This is a genomic window from Anaerococcus ihuae (assembly GCF_928368155.1).
Lineage (GTDB): Bacteria > Bacillota > Clostridia > Tissierellales > Peptoniphilaceae > Anaerococcus > Anaerococcus ihuae.
In genome coordinates, this window is record NZ_CAKMRU010000001.1 from 1 (window position 1) to 11,960 (window position 11,960).

The following is an 11,960-nucleotide window of genomic DNA, read 5'->3' on the forward strand; positions in this document are numbered from 1 at the left end:
AGTTTATTTAATTAATTGAAAATAAATCTCATAAATGTTACCATTAATAGAGAATAAATGTTTTAAAGAGGTTCTTATGGGTAAGGCAAATATAGAAAAATTTAGGGATGATAACTTCTATGTCTTAAACTCAATGGATGACTGGGTTAGGATTCTTGATAAGTATGGGAGACTTGTATTTATCAATGAAAAGATGAGGCGTGATATCCACCTTGATAGGTCACTCATTGAGCAAAATATTGACACAGAAAAACTTAGTGAAAAGGCTGATATTTTTAAAAATACTACAATTGAAGAAGAAAAACTTATTAATGGGAAATATTATTCTATTAAATCTTCTCCGCTTTATAATAACAATGAATTTATGGGGATTATTGAAGTTTATAGGGATATTACTAGTGAATCAAAAATGAAGGTTGATCTTTTTAATGCTAATAGGAAGATGCTTGAAGATATAAGATTTGTTAGGAAAATCCAATCTAATATTTTGCCTAAAAATAAGACTTATGGGGATATTAGGCTTGAGGGTAGGTACATTCCTTCAAATGATTTGTCTGGTGACTTGTTTGATATTATAAAGGTTGATGAAAATAAGTATGCTTTTTATATTGCTGATGTGATGGGGCACGGGGTAAAGGCCTCTATTATGACAATGTTTGTGAAATTATCCATAAGTGGTATTTTTGAAAGACACAGTGACTATTCTCCAGGTCAGCTTTTGAAAAAACTTAGAAAAGATTTTGTAAAACTTGATATGAATTCATCCCAATATTTTACTGTATGGATAGGGATTTTTGATAGCAAAAATGATAAACTTACCTATTCAAATGCTGGTCACAACTGCCCACCTCTTCACCTAGTTGAAAATAAAAATAGAGTAAATAAACTTGTTGTTTCTGGTAGGATGATTTCAAATATTATTGAACAAAATATCTACCAAGAAGTAAGTATTAATCTTCACCCAAAAGACAGGATTTTGTTTTATACTGATGGGGTTACTGAAAGTAAGGATATCAACAAAAATGAGTATTCTATTGAAAGATTGGTGGATAATTTGAAAAATAAAAAGAACCTTGAATATATATTAGAAGATTTGGAAAAATTTACTTGGGGCGAACAAGATGATGATATAAGTCTTGCCCTAATTGATTATAAAGGAGAAATAAATGAAAATTAACCAATATATTGATCACACTTTGCTTAAGGCTGATGCAACAAAAGACCAAGTTAAAAAAATTGTTGAAGAAACAAAGGAATATGATTTTAAATCTATTTGTGTAAATTCTTCTTATGTTTCTTTTATTAGAAATATGGATAAGGATATTAGAATTACTTCTGTTATCGGTTTTCCTTTGGGGGCAATGACAACAAAGGCTAAAGTTTTTGAAGCAGAAGATGCTATTAAAAACGGTGCAGATGAAATTGATATGGTAATTAATGTTGGAAGAGTTAAAGATAAAGATTATGATTATGTTCTTGAAGACATAAAAGAAGTGAAAACGGCTTGTGGGGATAAAATTTTAAAGGTTATTATTGAAACTTGCCTTCTTGATGATGAGGAAAAAATCAAGGTATGTGAACTTTCTAAAGAAGCTGGTGCGGATTTTGTAAAAACTTCTACAGGATTTTCTACAGGTGGAGCTACAAAAGAAGATGTTGCTCTTATGAGAAAAACTGTTGGAAAAGATTTGGGAGTTAAGGCAAGTGGAGGAATTCATACTTATGATCAGGCTTTGGAAATGATTGAGGCTGGAGCTAGTAGACTTGGTTGTTCAGCATCAATTGAAATTGTAAAAGGTGAAAAGTAAATGAGTGATGTTATGATGCAAGCCTTCGAGTGGGATACTCCCGCTGACGGAGGCTATTATAAATTTTTAAGGGAAAATGCGAAAAAAATAAAGGATGCAGGAATTGATGCTCTATGGCTTCCACCAATGTGTAAGGGCGGTGGCGACCAAGATGTTGGATATGGAATTTATGACTTGTGGGATTTGGGAGAATTTGACCAAAAAGGCACAGTTAGAACCAAATACGGTACAAAAAAAGAACTTCTTGAAGCCATTGATGAGCTTCATAAAAATGAGATAAAAGTTTATGCTGATGTTGTTTTAAACCATAAGGGAAATGCCGATTTTGAAGAAGAATTTATGGCGAGAATGGTAGATCAAAACAACAGAGAAAAAGATGTATCAGAAGATATGAAGATAAAAGCTTGGACTGGATTTGATTTTCCTGGAAGAGATGGCAAATATTCTGATTTTATTTGGCATTATTATCATTTTACAGGCGTAGATTACGATGCAAATACTGACACAAAAGCAATATTTAGAGTCCTTGGTGATGGTAAATATTGGGATGAAGGTGTAAGCGATGAAAAAGGAAATTTTGATTACCTAATGAACGCTGACATTGATCATTCTCACCCAGAAGTTAGAGAAGAAATTTTCAAATGGGTTGATTGGTTTATGGAAGAAACTGGAGTTGATGGATTTAGGTATGATGCTTTAAAACACATATCTGATGAATTTATATATGAACTTTCCAAACATATAATGGATGTAAAAAAAGATGATTTTTATCTTTTTGGGGAATATTGGCAATATGATGAAGGTCAAATTGATGGATATTTGGATGATACTGATTGGAAAATAGATTTATTTGATGTGCCACTTCATTTTCATATGCAAGAGGCAAGCAAGTCAAATGGAAATTATGATATGAGAAATATTTTCAACAATACAATAGTAAAAAATCATCCTCTCCAAGCAGTAACCTTTGTCGATAACCATGATTCCCAACCAGGTCAATCTTTGGATTCTTGGGTTGAAGATTGGTTTAAAGAAATTGCCTACTCCTTAATTTTATTTAGAAAAGACGGCTATCCTTGCATATTTGCAGGAGATTATTATGGTCTAAAAGGAGAGGTTAAAAAAGATCCATTAAAGGAAATGATAGATAAGATGCTTGGTGTGAGAAAAAAATATGCTTTCGGCGATCAAGATGATTATTTTGACAATCCTCAAGTTGTAGGCTGGGTAAGAAGAACAGATGCTGACACATCTTCTCTTGCAGTTTTAATTTCTATTGGAGATATGGCAGAAAAACAAATGTTTGTTGGTAAAGAAGAGGCAGGAAAAGTTTATATAGATTTATCTGGAAAAAATAAAAACCAAGTTACAATTGATGAAGATGGAAATGGAATGTTTAATGTTGGACCTGGTTCAGTTTCATATTGGGCAGCAAAGGAAAATTAAAATAAATGAAATATTACGCAGTAAAAAAAGGCAGAAATCCTGGGATATATACATCCTGGGATTTGTGCTTAAAAGAAGTAAAAGGCTACAAGGGAGCAATATACAAGTCTTTTAAGAAAAAAGAAGATGCAGAAGATTTCTTGGAAGATAGAGAAATTGAAATAAAAGCAGATAAAGATTCAGTAATAGCCTATATAGACGGATCTTATTCTAAAAAAGACAAAAAATATGGAGTGGGAATAGTCTACATAACAGATGAAAAAATCGAAGAAATCTATAAGGATTTTGATGACGAATTTCATATACACAGAAATGTTGCGGGTGAAGTTAAGGCAAGTGTAGGAGCAATCAACAAGGCAATTTCAGAAGGAAAAAAAACAATATATATTCATTATGACTACCAAGGAATAGAATCCTGGGCAAAAGGCGAGTGGAAAAGAAACAACGAACTTACAAAAAGATATTACGAATTTTTTCAAAAAGCAAAAGAAAAAATAGATGTTCATTTTATTAAAGTAAAGGCCCACTCAAATGACAAATATAATGATATGGCAGATGCTTTGGCAAAAAAATCTTTGGGAATAGAATCGTGAGAGAATTAGAAAAGATGCTTAAAGGCGAGCTTTATAATGCAAATTATGATGAAGAAATATTAAAATTAAGGCAAAAAGCTCAAGATTTGTGTTACGAATATAACCAAACAATGCCATCAAATAGAAAAAAACAAGAAGAAATAATAAAAAAATTGAAAATAAAAACAAAAGAAAATTTCACGATAGAAAGTCCATTTTTTTGTGATTATGGTTTTAATATAGAAATAGGAGAAAATTTTTATGCAAATCATAATTTAATAATCTTGGATTGTGCTAAGGTAGAAATTGGAGATAATGTATTTATAGGACCTAATGTAACAATTGCAACAGCAGGTCACCCACTAGATTATAAAAAAAGAAACAAGGGACTAGAATATGCCTACAAGATAAAAATCGGAAACAATGTGTGGATAGGGGCAAATGTAGTAATAAATCCAGGAGTAAAAATAGGAGATAATACAGTAATAGGATCAGGATCTGTAGTTACAAAAGACATAGAAGAAAATTCCCTAGCATTTGGAAACCCATGTAAGGTTAAAAAAGAAATAAATGTTGAATAAATAAAAATTAACATTTACTATAATAATATTATATAAAAACTCAGACATGATAGAATATTTTGTGAAAAAATATTTGATATAGAAAGTTAGATAATAAATTTAGAATTTTAATGAGAAATAAAATTAAAGATAAAAAAATTAATGGAAATATTTCGCCCATATTTATGGCGAGATTTTTATATTTGGAAGTAGAATTAGGTGTAGGAATTATGTATATTTTAATTTTAAAAAAGATAAATCATTAAGATTAGATAGGGCAGACTTAAAATACAATTAGCATGATAGGACTAGATATGCTTGCACTCTTGATATTTATGATAGAATAAAAATTGGTTCAGAAGCTAATGTATCAATTTTAAAAAATTTTGAATTCGTATCGACTACTTATTATATTTAAGGGAAAAGTTACATCTAGACTATGGATTACCATATTTTTTATAATAATCTCAAGTTTTATTTTAACATTTGATAAAAAGAGTCTTGAATTTTCAATTGGATCTGTATTTGTAATTTTAGTAACCATATCATTAGGACTAGAAAATAATTGTACCAAAAAAATATCTATAAAATAGTTAGATTGAAAGGAATATTTTCAGGCTTAGGTTCTTTAATAATTGGACTTATTTTAAGAAAAAAAATATTAGAATATAAATATATTGGCTTTGCAATGATTTTAGGATTTGTATCCTATGGTTTAAGTATATTTTTATGTTAGAGCACAAAGAAATTTTGGCGCAGCCAAAATAAGCGCTCATTATTCAGTTTATCCTTTTATAGTAAATGGGAAAAGACCAGGTGAAAAAATTTTTCTATCTTTGCTTTTTATCTTAATAGGCACAATTTTTGTAGTTAACGATAGCTTAAAAGAAGAAAGTTATGAAAGAAATTAAGGGCTTTCTTATAATAATTTTTAGGTAAATAATCTGGAAATTTTTTAAAATCATCTAAATAGGTCTTATAAAATTAAAAGGAATTTATATAAATCTAAGCTTTGGAAAACAAAATTAGAAAATAAAAAACCACTCGAGTGAGCAAAGTCCAAATCGAAAATCTATTTGGATGATTTATGAACTGACCCCCAAAAGTTGGACTAACAACCCAACTAAGGAGGTCAGTTTTTTAATGACAAAATACAATACAGAATTTAAGATGAAAGTAGTAAAAGAATATCTAGAAGGACAAATAGGATACAAAGAATTATCAAAAAAATACAATATCCAAGACAAATCTACTGTTAGAACGTGGGTTAATGCTTATGAAAATCAAGGCTATGAGGGAATAAAAATATCAAGAAGGAATAATAATTACTCTTTAGACTTCAAACTAAATGTAGTAAACTTGTACTTAACAGGAGAAATGTCCTATCAAAGTCTCGCTAATGAACTTAAAATCACAAACCCAAGCATAATAGCTAGATGGGTAAGTGAGTTTAGAGAAAGAGGAATTGAAGGACTAAAACCAAAAAAGAGAGGAAGACCTTCAAAAATGAGAAAAGACGGTAAGAAAATATCTGTTAATAAAACTAAAATTAAAGAAGATCTAAGAGAATTAGAAAAACTAAAAGAAGAGAACTACTATCTTCAAATGGAAGTAGAAATTCTAAAAAAAAGATTCAATTCTCTCAAATGACACAGGAAGAAATAGACGAATATCTGAGGTCATTAGATCATTAAGAGAAAAATTTAAACTAAAAGACTTGTTAAAATACTTTAATCTTCCAAAATCAACATACATGTATTGGCAAAAAAGATTAAATAAACCAAATAAAGATCTAGAAATAGAAAATAAAATACTTAAGATAAGAAAAGAAAATCCAAACTATGGATACAGAAGAATAACAGCTATGTTAAAAAGAACAGGGCTAATAATAAATAAAAAGAAAGTACAAAGATTAGTTCAAAAGCTAAAACTACAAGTAAAAAGTTATTCAAGAAAATCAAGAAAATACTCATCCTACAAAGGACAGATAGGAAAAATATCAGACAATAAAATAAAAAGAAACTTTAAAGTAGAAAAACCATACATCCAAATAACAACAGATACAACAGAATTTAAGTATTTAGAAAAAGATAAAAAAGGCAACTATCAAATAAAGAAACTTTATCTAAACCCATACCTAGATATGTACAACAGTGAAATACTAAGCTATGAAATATCAAAACAACCAACAATAGAACCAATCCTAAAAGCCTTAGATAAAGCAATAAAAGTAACTAACAAAACAAAAGAAAAAAGAATATTCCACTCAGACCAAGGATGGGCATATCAAAAAAATCAATACACATCAAGGCTAGAAGCAAACGGCGTCATCCAATCCATGTCCAGAAAAGGCAACTGCTTAGATAACTCACCAATGGAAAACTTCTTTGGAATATTAAAACAAGAAATATATTACGGACACAAATTCTATTCATACGAGCACTTAAAACAAACAATAGAAGATTTCATAAAATATTATAACGAAGAAAGAATAAAAGAAAAATTAGGATACCTATCACCAGTAGAATATAGAAAGAAGAATGCAGCATAAAGATTTCCTACCCCTAGGGGTAGGAAGGACAAAGAAATACCAGAGCTAGTTTAGTTCTAACTCTGGTATTAGGTCCAACTTTATGGGGTCACCTTATTAGTCTCATGGGTGGTTTTTATATATATATTTTAGTTATTAAGCGTATAAGAATATATTCGATTAAATTAAGCGTATTAGAATATATTCATCAATTTTATTGTGTTATATATATTTTAGTATTAAACGTATAAGAATATATTCGGGTCTGTAAATAATTTTGTGTATCAACCTAAATCCTGATAAAAGGGTAAGGGTTGATACATTTTTTATGTATCAATGTTTGTCCATCCCTATAGGAATGGAGCTTTTCTTAATTTTACTTGGGCTTAATAAACTGTCAAATTTTCATGAAAATTTGCAGCTGATTTCATACTAAATTTTTAGCTTAATTAAAACCTCCCTTCAAAAAATATTGATAATTGGGATAAGATTTGATCCCAACCACGTATTCTACTTGTCCATTTGCTTGAGGCATCTACCATTGCTAGATACAAGCTTTTTTGTAGTGCGTAGTCATTTGGAAATATGGTTTTATTTTTGGTCACTTTTCTTAGTTGTCTATTGAAGTTTTCCATAGCGTTTGTTGTATATATTAGTCTTCTTATTCCTTCTGGATATTTAAAATATGTCGATAATTCTGTCCAGTTGTTTTTCCAAGAGCTTACACACATTGGGTATTTTTTACTCCATTTTTCTTCAAAGACTCCTAAATTTGTTAAGGCTAAGTCTTCTGTTGGTGCCTTGTATACTGCTTTTAGGTCTTTCATCAATTCTTTTATATCTTTGTATGACACATATTTAGTTGAGTTTCTTATTTGATGGATTATACATTTTTGTATTTCTGCTTTTGGGTATACTGTTTCTATTGCTTGGCTAAATCCTGGTAGATTGTCTGTTGAGAAGATTAATACATCTTCTAGTCCTCTTTCTTTTAGCTGATTTAATACTAAGAGCCAATATTTACTTGATTCATTTTCTCCTACCCATAGTCCTAGTATTTCTTTAAATCCTTCTAGGTTGTAGCCTAAGGCAATGTATACTGCTTTTTTGACTACTATGTTGTTTTCTCTTACGTGGTAGTGAATGGCGTCTAAAAAAACCATAGGATAGATTTTTTCTAGTGGTCTATTTTGCCACTCTTCTATAGTTGGTAGTATTTTGTTGGTTATTTTACTTACCATTGTTTCTGATATGCCAAAACCATAAATATCTTTGATGTGAGATGATATGTCTCTTGTTGTCATTCCTTTGCCATACATTGATATTATTTGATTTTCTATGTTTGATATGTCTTTTTCATATTTCTTTAATGATTGTGGTTCAAATGTTCCTTCTCTATCCCTTGGTATGTTTAAATCTATATTTCCGTAAGATGATCTAACTGTTTTCTTGCTTGTGCCATTTCTAGTGTTTAATGATAGTGGTTTTTCACCGTATTCATAGTCTAAATGCTCATCTAATTCTGCTTTTAAAAGTTCTTCCATTGTATCACCTAAGAGATCTTTTAGTGCTTCTTGAATGTCGTGTGCACTTTGAGGCTGATATTCTTCAATTAACATTTTTGCTATTTTGCTTCTTTTTGTTTCCGGTCTTTTTCTTGGCATAAAAATTCCTCCTGATTAGTTTTTCTTTACCCTAATCAGGAGGTTTCTATACACAAAATTTTACACAGTCTCATATATTCGATTAAATTAAGCGTATTAGAATATATTCATCAATTTTATTGTATTTATATATATTTTAGTTTTTAAGCGTATTTTTTATATATTTTAGGATCAACCAACTATCATTCTAGTTGATTGAACAAATCTCCTAGTTTATTTTTTATTGGAATTATTTTATCATTGAGATTTTTCACGTATTCTTCCCCAACACTTATTTGCCTATCAACTTCTTTGAAAGCTGTTCCTCCGAATGAATCTCTTCTTTTTATTGATTCTTCAATTTTGAAAATTGATAGGTCATTTAGCTTTACTGGAAACTCTAAAGTTTCTAGGTCTTTTTTATTTATTTGAGAGAAATCTTTATTGTTCTTTTCACAATATTTTACAAGATTTCCTACAATTTCATGAGCTGACCTAAATGGAATATTTTCTTTTACCAAATATTCTGCAATGTCAGTCGCCTCGATAAATCCTTCCTCTAAATGTTTTTTCAAAACTTCTTCTTTAAAGTATGATCCTTCTAGCATTTTTTCAAATATTAAAAGGGACATATTTAGGGTTTTTATTGAATCGAATAGCGCTTCCTTGTCTTCTTGGAAATCCTTGTTGAAAGTTAAAAATGTTCCTTTTACAACTGTTAAAAGGTTCATTAAATTACCTATGTTTCTTCCAACTTTTCCTCTTGCAAGTTCTGCAAGATCAGGATTTTTCTTTTGAGGCATTATAGAAGATCCTGTACAATATCCATCATCTATATCTATAAATGAAAATTCTTGGGAATTAAATACTACAAATTCTTCTGCGATTGATGAGATATGGGTCATGGTTAGGGAGGCGAGATACAAATAATCTAAAATATTATCACGTGAACCCACAGTATCCATGGCATTTTCTGTTGGTTTATCAAAGCCCAGAAGTTTTGTTGTAATAAATCTATCAGTTGGAAGAGTTGTTCCAGCCATAGCGCAAGCTCCGAGAGGATTTTCTTGTAGTCTTTGGAAAAGTTCCATAAATTTTTGACTATCTCTTCTAAATCTTTGGAAATGTGCCATATAGTAATAGCCAACTGTAATTGGTTGAGCATGTTGAAGGTGTGTGAAACCAGGCATAATCTTGTGGCCTTCTTCCTTTGCTTTTTTAAGCAAAACTTCCATCAAAGAACTTAATCTTGTAATAGTTTCAAGCACAGCATCTCTCATAAAAAGTGTTTCATCAAGAGCATTTTGATCGTTTCTACTTCTTGCAGTGTGAAGGGCCTTTCCATAAACTCCAATTTCATTTGTAAGCTCTTTTTCAATTAGCATCATAATATCTTCATTCGCTATATCAAGCTCAACTTCACCCTTATCAAATTTATCTTTAACCTTAAAAAGTCCAGCCTTAATTTTTTCAAAAGTTTTTTCATCAATAATCTTGCATTCTTTTAACATATTTACATGGGCAAGACTTCCTAGAATTGAATAAGGATATAAGACATTATCAAAGGAGAGGGACTCGTTATAAAGAGCAGTTACCTCATCCATTTGTTTGGAAAATCTTCCAGACCATAAATTTTTCATCTAATCCTCCTAAAATTTTTCAAAACCATATTTTTTCATAGATATTTTGTGCAAAATGTAAATCAAAATGAACAAAACTATCACAGAAACAAATATAATTGCATTTGAAGCCATATGGCCTGCAATAATAAAAGTTATAAAGGAAATTCCACCAACAGTTAGGGAATATGGAACCATACATGAGAAAAAGTCCATGTGATCTCCACCAGCTCCGGTTGATGCAAGCATTGTTGTATCAGAAATTGGTGAAGAAGAGTCTCCAAAAAGTCCACCAGATGAAACAGCAGCAACTACTACAGATAATGAAACTCCTAATTGGTGAGCCATTGGAATGGCCAAAGGAATTAAAATTGCCATAGTTCCCCAAGAAGATCCAGTCGCAAAAGACATGATACATCCAATAAGGAAAAATACTGCAGCAAGCATTTCAGGAGATAAGAATCCTTCAGTGATTTTTAAAATATATTCTGCAGTTCCCATTTGAGTAGAAACCCCACCCAAAGACCAAGCAAGGGTAAGAAGAACTGCCATAAAAGAAGAGTTTGAAACTCCCTTTAAAAATGCTGACATACACTCATTAAAAGTCATAAGTTTATCTTTTAAAGATAAAATAATAAGGGATATAGTTGCAAGCATAAAACCTGCAGCGATAGATGCCCTAATCATTTTTCCAGGAACAACTTCTTTTGGAAATCCATTTAAAAATAAATTAGTAAAAATAGTCACAACCATTATAATTAATGGAATTACCATAACCATAACAGAAACATCCTTGTCATGTTTATGAGTATCCTTAACAGATTTTCTCATAGGAGTTCCGCCTTCTCTCATAGTTTGACCAGTTGTAGCAGCTCTGTGTTGAGCCTTTAACATTGGACCATAGTCAAATTGACTTATAGCCAAAAATCCTGCCATAAGAAGGGCTAAAATTGCATAAAAATTAAAAGGAATAGCTCTAACATAAACAGACCAAGAACTAACATTAGTTAAGTTCAAATTTTTAAGTTCAGTATCAATTAGACCCATGGAATAAACTCCCCAACCAATAATTGGAATAAGAGCAGCATCACAAATTGATGTTACGTCCAAAATGTAGGCGAATTTTTCTTTTGAAGCTTTAAGCTTGTCCAAAATTTCTTCAAAAATTGGACCAAGAATTAATGAATTTCCTGTATCAGTAAACCAGATTACAAGTCCACCAATCCATGCTAAAAATTCTCCCTTGGAACGAGTATCAAGCTTTTGAGTCATATTCTTAGCAAAAGAATTTGCAGCACCAGTTGAAGTCAAAAGAGCAACGAACCCTCCAATAATTGCCATCATAAAAATAGTTTGCGCATTAGAATCCTCGGCGATTTTTACATACATAAAATCACTTATCATAGAAATTAAAGCAGTAAAAGGATTAAACTTATTAATGATAAGTGAGCCAATATAAACTGCTGTCAAAAGCGAAACTATTATGTTTTTTGTAGAAATTGACAAAATAATTGCTATAAGTGCCGGCAAAAGGGATAAAAATCCATAATAAATATTTTCTTCCATAATTTCCTCCTTTTAAAATTTATTTCAAAGATTAAACTTGAAAAATTAAAATTGTGTAATAAAAAAACGCCCCAAGAAAGGGACGATATAAACGTGTTGCCACCCTAATTTACAAATAAAATTTGCCTCATTAGAAAACTTAAACGCAGTCAACGGAAAGCTTATTAATTACACTTTCAACTATTTCAAGCCTCTATTCAATTAAAAATATCATAG

11 protein-coding genes are annotated in these 11,960 nt (G+C 30.5%); 8 read left to right on the plus strand and 3 right to left on the minus strand.

The features are described from left to right. Positions 1 to 76 precede the first annotated feature (76 nt). From L6653_RS00005 to L6653_RS00035, 8 genes are all read left to right on the plus strand, one after another. Positions 77 to 1,177, plus strand: coding sequence for a SpoIIE family protein phosphatase (locus tag L6653_RS00005; RefSeq protein WP_236784719.1), 1,101 nt, complete (start codon positions 77 to 79; stop codon positions 1,175 to 1,177). Beyond that, entirely contained in the window at positions 1,167 to 1,808 is a 642-nt protein-coding gene (gene deoC, locus L6653_RS00010; RefSeq protein ID WP_236784721.1) for a deoxyribose-phosphate aldolase, read from the plus strand. Before L6653_RS00005 ends, deoC begins: the two co-directional genes overlap by 11 nt. Next, the gene (locus L6653_RS00015; protein ID WP_236784723.1) at positions 1,809 to 3,254 is read left to right on the plus strand and encodes an alpha-amylase; all 1,446 of its coding nucleotides are present in this window, start codon (positions 1,809 to 1,811) and stop codon (positions 3,252 to 3,254) included. Positions 3,255 to 3,259: 5 nt separating this feature from the next. Continuing rightward, entirely contained in the window at positions 3,260 to 3,847 is a 588-nt protein-coding gene (locus tag L6653_RS00020; RefSeq protein ID WP_236784726.1) for a ribonuclease H1 domain-containing protein, read from the plus strand. Continuing rightward, complete coding sequence (locus tag L6653_RS00025; RefSeq protein ID WP_305854529.1) at positions 3,844 to 4,407, plus strand: sugar O-acetyltransferase; 564 nt, start codon at positions 3,844 to 3,846, stop codon at positions 4,405 to 4,407. The genes L6653_RS00020 and L6653_RS00025 overlap by 4 nt, the downstream gene beginning before the upstream one ends. A 110-nt stretch (positions 4,408 to 4,517) precedes the next feature. Further along, complete coding sequence (locus L6653_RS08740; RefSeq protein WP_256444837.1) at positions 4,518 to 4,652, plus strand: hypothetical protein; 135 nt, start codon at positions 4,518 to 4,520, stop codon at positions 4,650 to 4,652. Between the two features lie 877 nt (positions 4,653 to 5,529). Continuing rightward, complete coding sequence (locus L6653_RS00030) at positions 5,530 to 6,036, plus strand: helix-turn-helix domain-containing protein (RefSeq protein ID WP_236784728.1); 507 nt, start codon at positions 5,530 to 5,532, stop codon at positions 6,034 to 6,036. 31 nt (positions 6,037 to 6,067) lie between these two features. Then, positions 6,068 to 6,937 (plus strand): IS3 family transposase, encoded by an 870-nt coding sequence (locus tag L6653_RS00035; protein ID WP_236785827.1) that lies wholly within the window; start codon positions 6,068 to 6,070, stop codon positions 6,935 to 6,937. A gap of 428 nt (positions 6,938 to 7,365) precedes the next feature. Here the strand turns inward: L6653_RS00035 and L6653_RS00040 are convergent, their stop codons facing one another. From L6653_RS00040 to L6653_RS00050, 3 genes are all read right to left on the minus strand, one after another. Beyond that, complete coding sequence (locus L6653_RS00040; protein WP_236785828.1) at positions 7,366 to 8,535, minus strand: IS256 family transposase; 1,170 nt, start codon at positions 8,533 to 8,535, stop codon at positions 7,366 to 7,368. A gap of 227 nt (positions 8,536 to 8,762) precedes the next feature. Next, positions 8,763 to 10,199, minus strand: a complete 1,437-nt coding sequence (gene argH, locus L6653_RS00045) for an argininosuccinate lyase (protein ID WP_236784730.1) — start codon at positions 10,197 to 10,199, stop codon at positions 8,763 to 8,765. A 9-nt stretch (positions 10,200 to 10,208) separates the two neighbouring features. Beyond that, a complete protein-coding gene (locus tag L6653_RS00050) occupies positions 10,209 to 11,744 on the minus strand; it encodes a Na+/H+ antiporter NhaC family protein (RefSeq protein ID WP_236784732.1) in 1,536 nt (511 codons plus the stop codon). Positions 11,745 to 11,960: the final 216 nt, after the last annotated feature.

What these genes read in the sequence shown, in the direction of transcription:
- L6653_RS00050 (WP_236784732.1), bottom strand. Translation starts at nt 11,744, where the DNA reads ATGGAAGAAAATATTTATTATGGATTTTTATCCCTTTTGCCGGCACTT.
- deoC (WP_236784721.1), top strand. Translation starts at nt 1,167, where the DNA reads ATGAAAATTAACCAATATATTGATCACACTTTGCTTAAGGCTGATGCA.
- L6653_RS08740 (WP_256444837.1), top strand. Translation starts at nt 4,518, where the DNA reads ATGAGAAATAAAATTAAAGATAAAAAAATTAATGGAAATATTTCGCCC.
- L6653_RS00015 (WP_236784723.1), top strand. Translation starts at nt 1,809, where the DNA reads ATGAGTGATGTTATGATGCAAGCCTTCGAGTGGGATACTCCCGCTGAC.
- L6653_RS00040 (WP_236785828.1), bottom strand. Translation starts at nt 8,535, where the DNA reads ATGTTAATTGAAGAATATCAGCCTCAAAGTGCACACGACATTCAAGAA.
- L6653_RS00020 (WP_236784726.1), top strand. Translation starts at nt 3,260, where the DNA reads ATGAAATATTACGCAGTAAAAAAAGGCAGAAATCCTGGGATATATACA.
- L6653_RS00005 (WP_236784719.1), top strand. Translation starts at nt 77, where the DNA reads ATGGGTAAGGCAAATATAGAAAAATTTAGGGATGATAACTTCTATGTC.
- L6653_RS00030 (WP_236784728.1), top strand. Translation starts at nt 5,530, where the DNA reads ATGACAAAATACAATACAGAATTTAAGATGAAAGTAGTAAAAGAATAT.
- argH (WP_236784730.1), bottom strand. Translation starts at nt 10,199, where the DNA reads ATGAAAAATTTATGGTCTGGAAGATTTTCCAAACAAATGGATGAGGTA.